The 15,488-nt window shown below is 49.9% G+C and carries 16 protein-coding genes and 1 other RNA gene; 11 read left to right on the top strand and 6 right to left on the bottom strand.

Going from position 1 to position 15,488, the window contains the following annotated elements:
- Positions 1-145: 145 nt before the first annotated feature.
- Positions 146-1,756 (top strand): degradosome RNA helicase CshA, encoded by a 1,611-nt coding sequence (cshA, locus tag PAEVO_RS16365; RefSeq protein WP_100538489.1) that lies wholly within the window; start codon positions 146-148, stop codon positions 1,754-1,756.
- Positions 1,757-1,949: 193 nt separating this feature from the next.
- Here the strand turns inward: cshA and PAEVO_RS34115 are convergent, their stop codons facing one another.
- A complete protein-coding gene (locus PAEVO_RS34115; protein ID WP_207797483.1) occupies positions 1,950-2,054 on the bottom strand; it encodes a YjcZ family sporulation protein in 105 nt (34 codons plus the stop codon).
- 188 nt (positions 2,055-2,242) lie between these two features.
- Here PAEVO_RS34115 and PAEVO_RS16360 point away from each other — a divergent pair, with 188 nt between their 5' ends.
- From PAEVO_RS16360 to PAEVO_RS16350, 3 genes are all read left to right on the top strand, one after another.
- Positions 2,243-3,046, top strand: a complete 804-nt coding sequence (locus PAEVO_RS16360) for a YesL family protein (RefSeq protein WP_100538488.1) — start codon at positions 2,243-2,245, stop codon at positions 3,044-3,046.
- Positions 3,047-3,091: 45 nt separating this feature from the next.
- Positions 3,092-3,283: non-coding RNA, 6S RNA (gene ssrS, locus PAEVO_RS16355), on the top strand.
- A gap of 145 nt (positions 3,284-3,428) precedes the next feature.
- The gene (locus PAEVO_RS16350; RefSeq protein ID WP_006211699.1) at positions 3,429-3,821 is read left to right on the top strand and encodes a DUF1499 domain-containing protein; all 393 of its coding nucleotides are present in this window, start codon (positions 3,429-3,431) and stop codon (positions 3,819-3,821) included.
- A 72-nt stretch (positions 3,822-3,893) separates the two neighbouring features.
- Here PAEVO_RS16350 and tpx read toward each other — a convergent pair whose 3' ends face one another.
- Positions 3,894-4,412 carry a thiol peroxidase gene (gene tpx, locus PAEVO_RS16345; RefSeq protein ID WP_071223106.1) on the bottom strand — a complete coding sequence of 173 codons (519 nt, stop codon included), beginning with the start codon at positions 4,410-4,412 and terminating at the stop codon, positions 3,894-3,896.
- A 120-nt stretch (positions 4,413-4,532) separates the two neighbouring features.
- Here tpx and PAEVO_RS16340 point away from each other — a divergent pair, with 120 nt between their 5' ends.
- Both PAEVO_RS16340 and gltC read left to right on the top strand, forming a co-directional pair.
- A complete protein-coding gene (locus PAEVO_RS16340; RefSeq protein ID WP_100538487.1) occupies positions 4,533-5,147 on the top strand; it encodes a rhomboid family intramembrane serine protease in 615 nt (204 codons plus the stop codon).
- A gap of 90 nt (positions 5,148-5,237) precedes the next feature.
- A complete protein-coding gene (gene gltC, locus PAEVO_RS16335; protein ID WP_100538486.1) occupies positions 5,238-6,173 on the top strand; it encodes a glutamate biosynthesis transcriptional regulator GltC in 936 nt (311 codons plus the stop codon).
- A 100-nt stretch (positions 6,174-6,273) separates the two neighbouring features.
- Here the strand turns inward: gltC and PAEVO_RS16330 are convergent, their stop codons facing one another.
- Together PAEVO_RS16330 and PAEVO_RS16325 are read right to left on the bottom strand one after the other, a co-directional pair.
- Positions 6,274-6,954 carry a zinc metallopeptidase gene (locus tag PAEVO_RS16330; protein WP_009594846.1) on the bottom strand — a complete coding sequence of 227 codons (681 nt, stop codon included), beginning with the start codon at positions 6,952-6,954 and terminating at the stop codon, positions 6,274-6,276.
- 43 nt (positions 6,955-6,997) lie between these two features.
- The gene (locus PAEVO_RS16325) at positions 6,998-7,447 is read right to left on the bottom strand and encodes a MerR family transcriptional regulator (protein WP_100538485.1); all 450 of its coding nucleotides are present in this window, start codon (positions 7,445-7,447) and stop codon (positions 6,998-7,000) included.
- A gap of 315 nt (positions 7,448-7,762) precedes the next feature.
- On the opposite strand from PAEVO_RS16325, the gene PAEVO_RS16320 reads away from it, so the two are divergent.
- From PAEVO_RS16320 to PAEVO_RS16310, 3 genes are read left to right on the top strand one after another with little or no spacing between them, the layout of a single operon-like run.
- A complete protein-coding gene (locus PAEVO_RS16320) occupies positions 7,763-9,202 on the top strand; it encodes an ammonium transporter (protein ID WP_100538484.1) in 1,440 nt (479 codons plus the stop codon).
- A 48-nt stretch (positions 9,203-9,250) separates the two neighbouring features.
- Positions 9,251-10,330: a DUF294 nucleotidyltransferase-like domain-containing protein gene (locus PAEVO_RS16315; RefSeq protein WP_100538483.1), complete on the top strand. Its 1,080-nt coding sequence runs from the start codon at positions 9,251-9,253 to the stop codon at positions 10,328-10,330.
- Positions 10,327-11,067, top strand: a complete 741-nt coding sequence (locus PAEVO_RS16310; RefSeq protein ID WP_100538482.1) for a 3'-5' exonuclease — start codon at positions 10,327-10,329, stop codon at positions 11,065-11,067. Before PAEVO_RS16315 ends, PAEVO_RS16310 begins: the two co-directional genes overlap by 4 nt.
- A gap of 33 nt (positions 11,068-11,100) precedes the next feature.
- Here the strand turns inward: PAEVO_RS16310 and PAEVO_RS16305 are convergent, their stop codons facing one another.
- A complete protein-coding gene (locus PAEVO_RS16305; RefSeq protein ID WP_100538481.1) occupies positions 11,101-11,640 on the bottom strand; it encodes a M67 family metallopeptidase in 540 nt (179 codons plus the stop codon).
- Between the two features lie 480 nt (positions 11,641-12,120).
- On the opposite strand from PAEVO_RS16305, the gene PAEVO_RS16300 reads away from it, so the two are divergent.
- A complete protein-coding gene (locus PAEVO_RS16300) occupies positions 12,121-12,672 on the top strand; it encodes a TlpA family protein disulfide reductase (RefSeq protein WP_100538480.1) in 552 nt (183 codons plus the stop codon).
- 102 nt (positions 12,673-12,774) lie between these two features.
- Here the strand turns inward: PAEVO_RS16300 and cimA are convergent, their stop codons facing one another.
- Complete coding sequence (gene cimA / locus PAEVO_RS16295; protein WP_100538479.1) at positions 12,775-14,391, bottom strand: citramalate synthase; 1,617 nt, start codon at positions 14,389-14,391, stop codon at positions 12,775-12,777.
- A gap of 250 nt (positions 14,392-14,641) precedes the next feature.
- On the opposite strand from cimA, the gene PAEVO_RS16290 reads away from it, so the two are divergent.
- Complete coding sequence (locus tag PAEVO_RS16290; protein WP_100538478.1) at positions 14,642-15,478, top strand: MBL fold metallo-hydrolase; 837 nt, start codon at positions 14,642-14,644, stop codon at positions 15,476-15,478.
- Positions 15,479-15,488: the final 10 nt, after the last annotated feature.

The raw sequence follows: 15,488 nt of genomic DNA, 5'->3' as shown, positions 1-15,488 counted from the left end.
CAGTCACCATACTGGTGATAAGAGAAATATACCGGTTCACCTCGTGCAGAAAATCCTGCTGGCCGGGAAAGCCTATAAACGTTACCACTACTTAAGAATACAGAGAAGAAAGTGGAAGTCCACAGATAGAAGGAGTATGAACCTATTGAAAAATTTCGCAGATTTTGGCTTGGAGCCGCGCGTGCTGCAAGCAATTACCGAACTTGGCTTTGAGGAAGCCACACCGATCCAATCCCAATCGATTCCGATTGCCCTTACCGGCAAGGATATGATTGGACAAGCACAGACAGGTACTGGTAAGACAGCAGCATTCGGCCTTCCTCTTATCCACAAAATCGCCAAGGAAGAGGAGCGTATCGTCGCTCTCATTATGACACCGACCCGTGAACTTGCCATCCAGGTTGCTGAAGAAATCGGTAAACTGTCCCGCTTTAAAGGAATCCGTTCCTTGGCTATTTACGGTGGACAGGATATCGGGCGTCAGATCCGCGCTTTGAAAAAGAAGCCTCAAATCATTATCGGCACACCAGGTCGACTACTTGACCACATCAACAGAAAAACCATCCGACTTGATGATGTCCAAACCGTTGTATTGGACGAAGCGGATGAAATGCTGGACATGGGCTTCATGGAAGACATCCAGTCGATCCTTAAGCTTGTTCCTGAAGAACGTCAAACCTTGCTGTTCTCCGCAACTATGCCGGCTAACATTCAGAAGTTGGCATCCCAGTTCCTTAAAGAACCTGAGCATGTATCCGTTATTCCTAAGCACGTTAGTGCACCTCTGATTGACCAAGCATATATCGAAGTTCCTGAACGTCAAAAATTCGAAGCCTTGAGCCGCCTTCTGGATATGGAGTCGCCTGAGCTTGCGATCGTCTTTGGACGTACCAAGCGCCGTGTTGACGAATTGGCAGAAGCATTGCAAAAACGCGGATACTCGGCAGATGGCCTTCATGGCGACCTGTCCCAGCACCAACGTGATACCGTTATGCGGAAATTCCGTGACGGAAGCATCGATGTCCTCGTGGCAACCGATGTGGCAGCACGCGGTCTCGACGTATCGGGCGTTACCCATGTTGTGAACTTTGACTTGCCGCAAGATCCGGAAAGTTATGTACACCGTATCGGACGTACAGGCCGTGCGGGTAAAGAAGGTACAGCTTGGTCCTTCGTAACTCCTCGTGAGATGGATCATCTGTACTTCATCGAGCGTGTGACTCGTCACCGTATTCCACGTAAACCTTTGCCTACGATCGCTGAAGCGATTGAAGGTAAACAACGGATCATCGCTGAGCGTGTGCTTGAAATCATTGAGCAGGGCGAATTGACCGAGTATAAAGGTCTTGCCATTCAATTGCTGGAGCAGTACGATTCCGTACAATTGCTGGCAGCTGCAATGAAAATCCTGACGGGTGACAAGAAGGAAGGCTCCGATATTCACTTGACTCCGGAAGATCCGATCCGCGCAAAGCGCCGGAAGCCGGATATTCGAAGTGGCCGCAAGCCAAGCGGAGGCTATGGCGGACGCAGCAACAGCGGTGGCGGCGGCTATCGTCGTGAAGGCGGTAGCGGTGGCGGTGGTAACCGTGGCGGCTACTCCAAAGGTGGATACAACCGTGATGGCGGCAGCAGCAGTTATGGCAACCGCGATGGCGGTGGCTACAACCGTGACCGCAGCAATAGCGGTGACCGTAAACCTCGTTCCTACAGCGGCGGCGGCGAACGTCGTCCTAACCGGGGCGGAGACGAATAGTATTTAAAGGTTAACTTCTTCTGAAATGAAGTAACCGAACATTAAAAGACGAAGCAGCTGCTCACACCAAGTGGAGCCGCGCTTCGTCTTTTGTTCATGTTTAAAGAAGATGCACCCAAGGTGCATCCCCTTTAAACTCGCAGTTTTAGGGCAGTAACATCCGATCTGTTTCACTTCATGACTCAAAGAGACATTAGATGTAGAATGTGCTGAGAATAATGACAAGGAGAATAAACAGAACCAGGACAATTCCAACATTATTTCCGTAGCCGTAACCGCCGCCACCTTCACAAGACATACATAATCCCTCCTCTTTAAATTTGGAAATTCAAGCTTGTTGAACGGATTACGAGATATCGTATGGGGAAACCACGGCGATGGATTGGACATTCACCCAGGTGCGTTTAAATTAGGCTCTGGCAATGCATGTACCAAATAAGGTATATTAATAGATACATGCATGATTTGAGTGAGGAGGAAACGGATTTGGAAATGAAAGGAGCCATGGGTGGCTTATACAAGCTCACCGAGTGGATTACCCGAATTGCTTTTTCGAACATCTTGTGGGTTATTTGTACATCGCCTTTCCTGTTTATCGTTCTAACCAAATTCCTGATGGCCGTTCAGACACCGGAGGCGCATAATGAGCAGCTGCTATCCAACTGGGTTCTGGGAATATTATCACCGTTTGTTTTGTTTCCGGCTACGGCGGCTTTATTTACCGTTGTACGCAAATGGGTGATGGGCAATCCGGATGTGTCCGTATTTAAAACATTTTTCAAGGGTTATAAGGAAAATTACAAGCAGAGCATGATCGGCGGTATTTTTTATACGCTGCTGTTCGTGATTATGTACGTGGATTACACGGTTTATATGACGCAGCTTGATGGTTTCCAGCTTGTCGGCATTGTGATGCTCGTGCTGCTTATCGTGCTGTTTGTCTCCCTGTTCAATTTCTTCTCCATGGCCGTTCATTATGAGATGAAAACGACGCAGCTGTTGAAAAATGCGGTGCTGCTGACATTGATTCGTCCGTTCCGCGTATTTTCGACTTTGATCGGAAGCGCTGTCTTGGCGTATATCGGCACGCAGATGCCGGTGCTGTTCGTGTTCTTCCTGTTCTGCCTGATGGCATTGTTCGCGTTCTTTAACTTCTATGCCACCTTCACCAAAATGCAGGAACAGCAGGAGAAGATGAAGAAAGCCGAGGAAGAGGAGTCCGAAACCGAACAAGCCCTTCTGGAAAGCATGGATTCTGCCAAAAAGGGAGAGAACGGATCGAAACCTTAAATAATGCGAGGTTTACTTTTCCGGCAAAACCCCCTATAATAAGACTACATCCTGCGATGTTCGTTTCGGTTTTCCGTTGTTTTGAACCAATGACGATGTCTAGGGAGATCTATACGTAATCGTGGCTGAAATGCCCTGTCTATATGACAAGGGGAATTCATAAGCGGTTCTGCGGTCACCCACCTGCTAATGCAGGTTCGAAGACAATGTTTACCGGACGGCATAGGCGGGTTTCGTTTAACCAATGAATGGGCACCTCTTTTATTTCGAATTCGAAGTGAAAGAGGTGTCTTTTTGCTATATATAAAGGTTTGCTGAAAGCATAAACAATGTTAAACTAGAGTATGGAAAGGAACGGTCATTTATAAAGGAGGAACGGTCTTTGTCATTAAAACGAGTTCTAATTGGTATCGTGCGCAGCTATGACGGCACAAGCGACCGTGCTAAAGATCCCAAGCTGAAGACGCGTTATTACAATCTTTCAAAAGAAAAGTGTTTTGAAGAGGTTTCCTCGACACTGAAAAAAATTCCGGGTTACAAAGTTCTGCATGAGGTTAAATCCGTGGGAGAAATCACGCTCGAGAAAAGAACCTCGTTTGGACGTACACTGGACATTACCGTATCCGTGCTCGGCATCAGTCCGGTTCGCAGCGCAGTTGATATGTATTCGGCGTCCCGCGGTTCCCTAGGGGATCTGGGCGCGAACTACCGGGTTATCTTGAACCTGTACGCTGTTCTGGATAAAAAACTGAGCAAGTATAAAGTGGATGCTTAGTAGAATAAGAAAAAGCGGGAGAGCTGCTCTCCCGCTTTTTAAAAGTGTGCAGTGTATGTAGCCTTTGGCGTATTACCGCAAAGATTTTACTGCATCGATCGCGGCTTCGTAATTCGGGTGCTCCGTCATTTCACCAAGGTATTCTACATAGGTGATGGTATCGTTAGTATCCACGACGAAGATCGAACGCATGTCGAGCTGGAATTCCTTGATAAGCACGCCGTACGCTTCACCGAAGGAACGCGATTTATAGTCGGATAGCGTAATGACCCGGTCAACGCCTGCAGCTCCGCACCAACGGGCTTGGGCGAACGGAAGGTCGGCACTGATCGTAAGGATCACCACATCATCGCCTAGACCAGCTGCTTCTTCATTGAAACGGCGCGTCTGAGCATCGCATACCCCGGTGTCGAGGGAAGGAACGACACTGATCAGCTTGATTTTACCGGCATAATCTTTAAGAGATACGTCTTCGAGCAGGTTTTTGCTCACTGTAAAATCCGGCGCGGCATCACCAGCCTTGAGCTGTGGTCCGATGAGTGTAATAGGATTGCCTTTAAAAGTGGCAGCTCCTGAACGTTCTTGAGCCATGAGAAATCTCCTCCTTGGATATCAAAGTTTGGTGATCAGGTTCATGGTACATTATAATCTTTTTAAAAAGGGAATGTCCACTATGGGCACCCCTGCCTGGTTTAGGATGAGGAGGATGCTATGATATTCGTACGTTATGAAAATTGGAAAAGTTATTTGCGTTATTATCCCGTTACATCGCTGCTGCTTGTGATCAACCTGGTGATGTTTGTAATTACATCCTTTGACGGCGGTTCCAGAAACCCGGTTACGCTGCTGAAATATGGAGCTTTATCGGATTTGCCGCAGTTCGTTGATCAGGCATGGAGATACTTTACGGCGATGTTCCTCCATAACGGATTTGACCACTTTTTGTTCAACAGCTTCGCACTGCTGGTATTTGTTCCCCCGCTGGAGAGAATCATGGGGAGCTGGAAATTTGCCATTCTGTATCTGCTCAGCGGTGTTCTCGGTAATGTAATCGGATTGGCTTATTATGAGCGCATGGAGGACTATACCTTCCTTGTAGGCGCCTCAGGAGCCATATACGGAGCTTATGGCGCTTATCTGTACATCGCCCTGTTCCAGCGGCATGTCATGGATGAGTCGTCCCGCAAGACGCTGTTCACCCTGCTTATTCTGGGGATACTGTTCTCGTTTACACCAGGGGTCAGCCTTGTAGCACATGTCGGCGGATTGGTAGGCGGATTTTTCCTCTACGGTCTCATGATTCGATTATTTAAACGTCGAACATAATCGGACCTTAGAGGGTCTGTTATAATAGAATTGGATGATTTGATAAAGTCTTCAAGTCTTCTAGGGAATAAGAATGGAGCGATAAAAGGCGTGGAATTACGACAGTTGCAATACTTTGTAAAGGTTGCGCAAAAGGAACACGTTACCCAAGCGGCAGAAGAGCTTCATGTGGCTCAATCAGCCGTCAGCCGTCAAATACATCAGTTGGAAGAAGAGCTTGGTGTTAATTTGTTCATGCAAAAAGGCCGGAATCTGCAGTTAACCCCGGTAGGTCAGCTTTTTTGCAAACGGGTGGAGAGCATTATGAAGGATTTGGACCGTGCGGTCGTCGAGATACATGAATTTCTGGACCCGGAGCAGGGGGAAATCCGCATCGGATTCCCTCACAGCCTGGGCATCCATTTGATTCCGTCCATTGTGGCTGAATTCCGGAAGAAGTACCCGAACGTGAAATTCCGGTTCAAGCAGGGGATGTTCCCGACACTGATCCGGGACGTGGTCGGGGCTGAAGTGGACTTGGCATTTGTGTCTCCGTTTCCGGATCGCCATGATCAAGTGGACGGAGATATCGTCTTGACAGAGGAGCTGTTTGCGATCCTGCCGCCGAATCACCCGCTTGCGGGGGAGCAGACCATCAAGCTGGAGCAATTGAAGGAGGAGCGCTTTGTGCTGTTCAGCAAAGGCTACTCCTTGCGCCCGATCGTATGGCATGCCTGCCTGGAAGCCGGGTTCACGCCGAAAATTGCTTTTGAAGGCGAGGAGACGGATACGATCCGCGGGCTGGTTGCGGCCGGCATGGGGGTCAGCCTGCTTCCTGAAATGGCGCTGTTCCAGACGAATCCGCTGCAGCCAGCACGCGTCCGGATCTCGGAGCCGAAGGTAACGCGTTCCATCGGTCTGATTCACCGCGCGGACGAGAAGCTGCCACCGGTTGCGCAAGCCTTCCGTGCGTTTTTGCTTCAATATTTTGGCATTGATCCGTCGCCGAAAAAGGAAGGTGCGGGGACTGACGCATCAACTCCCTAACCTGGCTTCATTAATCAAAAATAACATATAAAAAAGAGGGCTTTCCTTCTCCACCCATCCATGGTAGAGAGGAAAGCCCTTTGTTGTTGTGCGTATTGGTTTATTCCCGGTTGCTCGTAAAGATCATGATATACCGGATCAACTCGAGCAGAGAGATCAAGGCTGCAGCGACGTAGGTCAGGGCCGCGGCGTTCAATACTTTAGCAACTCCGCGTTCTTCGTCATTGGCGATATAGCCTTCTTGAACCATCAGCTGACGGGCACGGTTACTTGCGTTAAACTCGACCGGCAGGGTGACAAGCTGGAAGGCAACGGCGCAAGAGAAGAAGATAATGCCGAGACCGACCAGGTTCATGGCTTGGAACAGGAATCCGGCAATCAAGAGAAACGGAGCGATACCCGATGCGAAGTTAACGACCGGGAACATCTTGTGACGGGCTACAAGCATCGGATAGTGCTCGGCATGCTGGATCGCATGGCCGACCTCGTGACAAGCAACCGAGACGGCCGAGATGGTACGTTCATAATAAACGGGCTCTGACAAGCGCACAACGCGTTTGGTCGGATCATAGTGGTCGGAGAGCGTGCCTGGCACCGGTTCAATCGGCACGTCGTGGAGTCCGTTGGCATCCAGCATATGCCGGGCCGCATCGTATCCGGTCATGCCGGTGCTGTTCTCAACCTTGGCCCATTTGTTAAATGTGCCTTTAACCCGGAACTGAGCCCAGAGCGAGAATATAAAAGCGATAATAATGAGAATAAACATCCAGTCAGAATACATGTATCATACCCCCATACAAAGTTGTTATTTGGTTCTTCACCATTTACATCGAAGTGAACTGGTTCAGCAAGATTTGTAGCGACTCGATGCAAGCAGCCCCTTTAGGAAGAATGTTAGCGAGTACCTCCCGGGCTTGACTTGGCTTTAATTCACTTAGAAGCGGGTTGAGTTCCTTCACATCCCGTTCCAGCTGTTTCATCTGTATTTCGAGCTTAGTTAGCTTCTCCGTCATTTCGGAATCATCGGGAACCGACTTCCAGCGATCCAGCCTCTCCTTAATCTCATCGAGAGTATATTTCTCTTGCTTTAACTGATTAATACGTTCGAGAGTGCTTAAGGTTTCAGAACTGTACAACCGGTAGTTTTTTAACGTCCGTTTCTCAGGGGAGATCAAACCCAGCTTCGTATAGTAGTCAATGGTTCTTTCGCTGATTCCGGCAACCTTGGCCAGCTCACCGATCCGGAAAAGGTTTCCTCTCGTGATCCCCATCATTCATCACCTCACAAGCTTTCATTGAATGGACATTAATGAATGCATTTATATTTTCATTTTAATAGAAATATGATACATGATCATGAACCATACAGTCAAACGTCATAGTTGTGACAAAAAACCTTGAAGCTTAGTCTTTACTTAACTATACAGGATGTTAGACGATTTGCACTGCATGCACTTAATGTTAGATTATATTACATAAGTGAAGTTTATTTTGAAAAAAACCGTTGCGGATTTTCATTATCCCCCCTATAATGACAATATGAATTCAAGGTGATGTTATATTAGTTTACATTAAGGGGAGTGTAAAACATGAAAAAAAGATGGCTAGGTTTAATGGCGGGAGTAATCGCATTGCTTGCATTCCCGGCGAGCGCATTCGCCGCTGATGGGGGAGCCACGAATGTTGAATTAACGGCTGGCTTGAACTCCGTGTTCGTATTCTTGGCAGCATTGCTCGTATTCTTCATGCAAGCAGGGTTCGCATTGCTGGAAGCCGGATCGGTTCGTATGAAGAATGCAGGCCACGTTGCAGGTAAAACCTTCCTGACCTTCGGCATTTCAATCGTCGCCTTCTGGGCGCTAGGGTTTGGCCTGGCATTTGGTAACGGGAACAGCTTTTTCGGATTTGAAGGTTTTTTCTTAAGCGGTGACAATGCGGCCGGCTCTTTTGATTCCCTGTCCGCTTACGATGTGCCAACAACCATTATGTTTCTGTTCCATTTATCCTTTGCAGCCGTATCCTTGGCTATCGCTTGCGGAGGTATGGCCGAACGGGCGAAACTCAGCGTTTATATCGTGTTCGGATTGCTGTTCACCATCGTGATTTACCCGATTGTTGCTCACTGGGTATGGGGCGGCGGCTGGCTCGGGGCTCTGGGTATGCAGGACTTTGCCGGATCGACGGTTGTTCACTTGACAGGCGCTACAGCTGCGTTGGTGGCTACCGTTCTTCTGAAGCCTCGACTTGGCAAATATAATAAGGACGGGAAGCCTAACAGCATTCCGGGTCACAACCAGGTTTTATCGGTACTCGGCGTTTTCATCATCTGGATCGGCTGGTTCGGATTTAATCCAGGCAGCACCATCTCCGCACTCACGGACGGCTTCTTCGGTTTTGTGGCATTAAACACGAATATCGCAGCTGCGGCAGGTGCGCTTGCGGCGTTGCTGATCTCTTGGGCGGTTCTGGGCAAAGCGGACATTCCCAGCATGCTGAACGGTATTCTCGCCGCATTCGTTGCGATCACGGGGGCTTGTGCATTCGTGGAACCTTGGGCGGCTGTCGTTATCGGTGCGGTTGCCGGTACGATTACCTTCTTTACGGCTCAGTGGTTTGACCGCAAAGGCATTGATGATCCTGTATATGCATTCTCCGTACATGGTATTGCCGGGATGTGGGGTGCCGTATCCACCGGTTTGTTCGCAGCACCGAGACTTGTTGAAATTACAGGCGTAGGCAAAGAAGGCTTGTTCTACGGCGGGGGCTTCGGTCAGCTTGGCGTTCAGCTTTTGGGCCTGGTCGGCACGTTTGCATTCGTTCTCGTGATCTCATTCATCATTCTGTATATCATGAAAGTTACGATGGGTATCCGCGTAACGGAGGAAGAAGAATTGGTGGGTCTTGATATCAGTGAACACGGAACTTACGGATATCCGGAGCAAATGAAACTTCTGGCGGAATCGGAAGGGAAGTCCCCTGAGTTTCGTTCCGGGGGCAAAGCGGTACCTGGAAGCGACACGGCTTTATAAGTACTAAATTCTAGATGGTTCATGAATATGTAATAAGGAGGCCGCGGCATGAAACCTCTGAAATCCGTCAATCTGTTTCCGGTATTCTCGGAAATTCAGACAGCAGCAACAGCCCAGCAATTACGAGATGAACGGATCGTTTGTCAGAACCATCTGATCGAGATGCGTCATGACATGGAGCTGAGAGAGTGGATCGCATCCGTCAATACGATGCACGATCTGATTGGACAGCGTGCCGCGGCAATCTGTGAGCAGGACATGTGGGAGGCTGGCTTGGGCCGGCCTCCTGCGCGTTATGCGTTTGTTGCTTTTGGCAGCAGCGGAAGGCAGGAAGCGACGCTGTGGAGCGATCAGGACAACGGTTTGATCATTGGCGATGAGCTGGAGGAGGATCAGCTTCCCTTTTTTCGGGAATATGGCCTTCGGCTGGTGAATCTGCTGGAGTATGCAGGCTATCCCAAATGTTCGGGAAAGGTGATGTGTTCCGAACCCTTATGGAGCAAAAAGCTTGGCGATTGGAAAAATCAGATTAGCGAGTGGTGTGGAGATCAGCAGTGGGAGCCGATTCGCAATTTCATCATCGCTTCGGATCTGCGTCATATAGCGGGAGATGGCGAGCTATCGGAGGCTTGGACCGACCATTTCCGGAGCTCGGTCGAGCTGCATCCGAACATCGGCTATGCCGTACTGCGAAACACGGTCAAGCACAAGGCAACGCTTAATGTAATGGGGCGAATTGTGACGGAGCGGTTTGGTGAGCATGCCGGTGAATTTGACGTAAAGTATGGCGTCTACATTCCCCTTGTGAACAGCATCCGCACGATGGCGCTGCAAAGAGGCATCACCGAAACCTCGACGCAAAAGCGGATGGAGAAGGTCATGCTGCTTGAGGGCGGCAATTTGCTGCTGGAAAGCGTACAGCGTGCTTTCTTGACGGCTCTTCGATTGAGGAATAACACGCCCCATCGGGTGGAGAACGGGCTGATCACCAGCAGCGGGTATATTTCGCAGGAGCAGCTCAAAAACAAAACCATGCAGTACGAGCTTCGCGATACGCTTGGCGTTGTCAGACGGATACATCGGTCATTGCAGCGAGAGCACCGTTTTGCGGAGAGGAGGAACCCATGACTGAACCGGGACAATCGAACGGGGGCTTCTGGAGATCGCTCCGTTCGGGTAACTTTAATTCCGCCATCGCTTCCATGCGCGGGGCGCAGACGGCGCAGCAGCTGGCCTTCATCCGATCCCAGATGAAGGATAACCGGAGGCCGGAGGTGCTGGGTACCCCGCTGGACGAGCTGGAGGTTGTCGTATTTGATCTCGAGACGACGGGGTTTAATCACCAGCACGGTGATGAGATTTTGTCATTCGGTGCAACCAAGGTCATCGGGGAGCAAGTGATTGAGAACGAAACCTTTCATATGATCGTTAACAGCGGTGCTCCTGTTCCTCCATTCATTGCTGAGCTGACAGGCATTACGCAGCATATGGTTGATGCAGCCCCGCCTTTAATGGAGGGGCTGCATGATTTCATGGCTTTTATAGGAGGCAGGGTGCTTGTTGCCCATGCCGCTGCGCATGACCGCGGATTCCTGAACGCAGCCTTGTGGAAGACATCGAAGGTTCGATTAACCCACCGGCTCCTTGATACCATGATGCTTGCGCAGAGATTATATCCTGAGCAGAAGGACTACAGTCTGGATGAGCTGCTGCGAAGCAGCGGCATTCCGGTAGAGGGCAGACATCATGCTCTGTCCGACGCGCGCATGACCGCCCGGCTGTGGGCGGATTATATGCAAGAAATTCAGGCGCGCGGCCATGCAACCACGCTTGGAGATTTGTATGTCTATTTAAGCGAGGCGTAAACCCCGAGTATGATGGCTGCACGTGATAGCTCATTATTCGATTTGGATTTTGCAAGGAATCGGGGCGAGGGAGTAGCATTCCGATCCCGGATGCCCCCAGGAATTGGATGGCAGATCGCTGGTTAATTCTGAGGCTTCTGTTCCCCGAATAATTTTGTATGCATGAAGCTGCAGTGGTTTCAAGCCTGGAGCATATGAAGTTGAAGCTGCAGGAGATCCGATGGCATATACCTGAAGCAGTCCGCCGAAGGATGGAAGCTGCAGCAGATCCTCTTCGGACGGCTCAGGGGATGTGTGCGGGTGACTGTGAAACAAACCGACGATTCGTTTTTCAGTCAAAACCAAGCGGGTCCATTGAACAGGATCCAGATGAAAAGAATGCAGCGGAAACTCCGCTGTATTTTTTACGGGAATAAATTGTGTAACGGTTACCGATCGGCTTGTTGCGCTGGAGTGCCCGATAAGGACACCACAAGCCTCCTCTGGCAGACAATGATACGTATAGTCCGATATATGCTGTTGTACCGCCGCGTGCAGCAGAAGCTGCTCCAGGGCCGTGTCAGACGGGTTCATCTTTTTCCCTCCCGGGCTGTAATTGGAGTCGATCGCGTGTTTGAAAGATTAGGGTTTCAGGGTACAATAGGGACTATAAGTGCGTGTTCAAAAAGATCGATTTTCAGCACCGAAGCTTATGCTTCCGATGTGCGTTTTTTCAAAACGCTTCAGTTGGATGAAGCTAGGGAGTGAGGAGCGGAGCGTACGTTTTGGGTACGTGAGCACCTAAGATGTTTCCGCAGGAAACATGACTTCGTAAGCATCCGCTTAGGCCCGGCTGAATTCAAGATTCGATGCCGAGCTGCTTGCTGATTCGCTTCGTGTTAGATATAGAATTTATGAGTTATCAGTGGAACTGATGAAATTCTATATCGCAAGAAAACCTACCTATGCATCGCGGTCGCTCATCCTTGAAGTGGCCTCGATAGAGGTTTTCTTATCAAAAGCGGACTTTTTGAACAACCTCTATAACTAAGTTTAGCAAAGGAACCTATACCTATGAAACGAAATATCATCATTATCGTCCTGCTTGTTGTCGCGGCAGGCGCTGTAATCTATAATCAAGCCGGCGACAATATCCAGGCCGTCTTCATGCAGGAGAAGCCGCTCCCGACGGAGACAGGTGCCAAGGCCGGGCTGCTTGCCCCTACCTTCACGTTAAAGGGGATGGACGACAAGACATATTCCGGCGGCGGAGCGCGCGATAAAGCGATGGTCGTCAATTTCTGGGCATCATGGTGTGAACCGTGCAAGCAAGAAGCCCCGGAGCTTGATAAGCTGGCAGCGGAATATGCAGATGAGCTGGAAATCTACGGCGTGAACGTGTCCAAGTATGACAATGAGAAAAAAGCGCGTCAATTCGTTAAGGATTTTGAACTCCGGTATCCGATCCTTCTCGATCCCAAAGGAGAAGTGTTCGAGGAGTTGTATAAAGGCCAGGTCTTCCCGACGAATGTGCTGATTGATCGGAACGGCGTGATCCAGGAAATCATTCTTGGCGCTCCGGATCCCAAGGATCTTCGCAAAAAGGTAGCCAAGCTGTTGAATTAATTGTGAAGCGACAAGCGGCGGAAACTCCCGGAAACACCAAAAAAAGCGCGGCCACCATGTTCATGACATGGCGGATACGCGCTTTTTATATTGAACGCAGCCTTAGTGATTAACCAACCCTTGCCTTGCCGCGGACTCATGCACCTGTTCCGGTGAGATTTGGCCGAGGAGCGCATAGCGCATACTGTCCACCAGCGCTTCCCAGCTCGCCTCAATGACGTTGCTGGAGACCCCGACGGTGTTCCAGGAATTCTCAAAGTTCTTGGATTCGATCAGCACCCGTACTTTGGCTGCCGTCGCATCCTTGTCATCCAGCACCCTTACCTTATAGTCAGCAAGATGCATTTCCTTAAGTGTCGGGAAGTATTGGACCAGCGCTTTACGCAGCGCGTTGTCAAGCGCATTGACCGGACCGTTGCCTTCTGCCGCGGTGTAGATGCTCTCGCCGGCAACGTTGACTTTGACGAAGGCTTCGGAGACGACGGGCTGGCCGGCTGATTTCTCTACCAGCATTTTGAAGGATTCAAAGGTAAACAATTCCTTGAGCTCTCCGTTCGCTTCCCGAAGAAGCAGCTCCAGGGAGGCATCTGCGCCCTCGAATTGATACCCTTCATGCTCAAGATCCTTGATCTTTCCGATAATATGCTTGGATTGTTCACTAGCCGGGTCAAAGTCAAGACCCATGTCCTGCGCCTTCGATACGATATTGCTCTGCCCCGCGAGCTCGGAGACCAGCACGCGCTGCTTGTTTCCGACCTTCTCCGGTTCGATATGCTCGTACGTTCTGGAATCGCGCAGGATCGCCGAAACGTGGATGCCACCCTTATGGGCGAAGGCGGCGTTGCCGACATACGGCTGGTTGACAGGCATGTTGACGTTGGCGATTTCACTGATATACCTTGCGGTATTCGTCAGCGTGCGGAGGTTATCGTCTCCGATGCACTCGTAACCCAGCTTCAGCTGCAGATTCGGGATGATGGAGCACAGGTTCGCATTACCGCAACGCTCACCGTAACCGTTCATCGTTCCCTGTACATGCTGGACACCAGCCTGTACGGCACTCAGGGTGTTGGCAACGGCAAGCTCGCAATCGTTGTGGGTATGAATGCCGAGCGGGGCGCCGGGCAATGGACCCGTTAAAGATGACACAATGCTCGAGATCTCATGCGGGAGACTGCCGCCGTTCGTATCGCACATGACAAGCCAATCCGCACCTGCCTCCCGTGCTTTGGACAATACGGCAACAGCATACTCGGGATTGTTCTTATAGCCGTCAAAAAAGTGCTCGGCATCAAAAATCACTTCGAGGCCTTTTTGCTTCAGGAAGGCGATGGAATCATAGATCATGGCCAGATTCTCTTCGAGTGTTGTCTGAAGCGCGGTATGGACGTGGAAATCCCATGACTTCCCGACCAAAGTGGCCGCAGAAACACCGGATTCCAGAATTCGAAGCAGATTGGCATCCTGGTCGGCAATAGAGCCTTTGCGGCGCGTGCTGCCAAACGCGGTTACTTTTGAGGTTAGACCGAGATCCTGGACTCTTTTGAAAAATTCGATGTCCTTGCTGTTGCTTCCCGGGATACCGCCTTCAATATAATGAACACCAAGAGCATCGAGTTTCTTGGCGATTTTGACCTTGTCGTCCGCCGACAAGCTGATTCCTTCGCCTTGGGTTCCGTCGCGAAGTGTCGTATCAAAGATGGAAATGGACTTAGACATGATGTCCTCCTTTGGGTGTCCGGGATTGGACCGCATTGTTTATAATTTTGTATTATAGCATTTCTTTGCGGGAAAGTAACAGAGTAAAAAAACAAACGACCGATAGGGGCTTATTCTTGACCCCTGTTATGGGGAACGGTATGCTGGAGGCGTTAGGCTGGCTGGTAGTCATGCGTTCATAATCCTACGAACAAGACGTTAGAGGCACTCTTAATGTCTAAACAAGTTATAATGGAATGGGGCATATGCGATGATTCAATATTCTAATGACAAGGTGACGGTTTTTCAGAGTGCATTATTCCAAACAACTTCAACGGTCATCGAGCTGGATGATTGTATCATTATCATGGATCCGAACTGGCTGCCGCACGAAATCCGTGAGATTCAGGAGCATGTTAAGGCAGTCCGGGGAAACCGAGAGATGTATCTGATCTTCACGCATGGGGACTATGACCACATTATCGGCTACAAGGCGTTTCCGGACGCCAAGACGATCGGGAGCGCGGGACTCAGGGATCACCCGGAGAAAGAGAAAAAATTGAAATTAATTCGTGAGTTTGATGCTTCCTATTATATTACTCGCGATTACCCCATAGAATTCCCCATGCTTGACTTCGTTATCGAGGAAGATGGGCAGCAGCTTATCCTCGGCTCTGCAACCTTGACGTTCTACAGAGCGCCCGGACACACGAAAGACGGCCTGTTTACCTTGGTTGACTCCGTTGGCGTATTTGCTGCGGGTGACTATTTATCCGATTTTGAGCTTCCCTTTATTTACGACAGCGCACTGGACTACGATGAAACGATTCGCAAAGCTTCATGGATTTTGAAGAAACATCCGGTATCCCTGCTGATTCCGGGGCATGGCCGGCATGCGACAAGTCGTTCCGACATGGAGCGAAGAGTGGAGACGGCCCGGAGCCACCTGGAACGTCTGCGACAGGCGGTTATGCATGGCGATGATGCGGCGCTTGACCGGTTGCAGCAGGAGCACGGATTTGGATCCGAATTTACAGCGGCATGTCATAAAGAAAACGTAAGAATCATTCAAACCGAACTCGAAAAAGAGGCCGGCAATTTAGAATAGGAAGAACCGT

The organism is Paenibacillus sp. GM2FR, from assembly GCF_002803325.1.
Taxonomy (GTDB): Bacteria; Bacillota; Bacilli; order Paenibacillales; family Paenibacillaceae; genus Paenibacillus_AQ; species Paenibacillus_AQ lautus.
The sequence above is the reverse complement of the archived record's forward strand: the minus strand, read 5'-3'. Positions and strand labels throughout refer to the sequence as shown.

Coding starts and splice junctions, on each gene's coding strand:
- PAEVO_RS34115 (WP_207797483.1), bottom strand. CDS start 2,054: ATGTCTTGTGAAGGTGGCGGCGGTTACGGCTACGGAAATAATGTTGGA.
- tpx (WP_071223106.1), bottom strand. CDS start 4,412: ATGGCTCAAGAACGTTCAGGAGCTGCCACTTTTAAAGGCAATCCTATT.
- PAEVO_RS16340 (WP_100538487.1), top strand. CDS start 4,533: ATGATATTCGTACGTTATGAAAATTGGAAAAGTTATTTGCGTTATTAT.
- PAEVO_RS16330 (WP_009594846.1), bottom strand. CDS start 6,954: ATGTATTCTGACTGGATGTTTATTCTCATTATTATCGCTTTTATATTC.
- PAEVO_RS16325 (WP_100538485.1), bottom strand. CDS start 7,447: ATGATGGGGATCACGAGAGGAAACCTTTTCCGGATCGGTGAGCTGGCC.
- PAEVO_RS16320 (WP_100538484.1), top strand. CDS start 7,763: ATGAAAAAAAGATGGCTAGGTTTAATGGCGGGAGTAATCGCATTGCTT.
- PAEVO_RS16315 (WP_100538483.1), top strand. CDS start 9,251: ATGAAACCTCTGAAATCCGTCAATCTGTTTCCGGTATTCTCGGAAATT.
- PAEVO_RS16310 (WP_100538482.1), top strand. CDS start 10,327: ATGACTGAACCGGGACAATCGAACGGGGGCTTCTGGAGATCGCTCCGT.
- PAEVO_RS16305 (WP_100538481.1), bottom strand. CDS start 11,640: ATGAACCCGTCTGACACGGCCCTGGAGCAGCTTCTGCTGCACGCGGCG.
- PAEVO_RS16300 (WP_100538480.1), top strand. CDS start 12,121: ATGAAACGAAATATCATCATTATCGTCCTGCTTGTTGTCGCGGCAGGC.
- cimA (WP_100538479.1), bottom strand. CDS start 14,391: ATGTCTAAGTCCATTTCCATCTTTGATACGACACTTCGCGACGGAACC.
- PAEVO_RS16290 (WP_100538478.1), top strand. CDS start 14,642: ATGATTCAATATTCTAATGACAAGGTGACGGTTTTTCAGAGTGCATTA.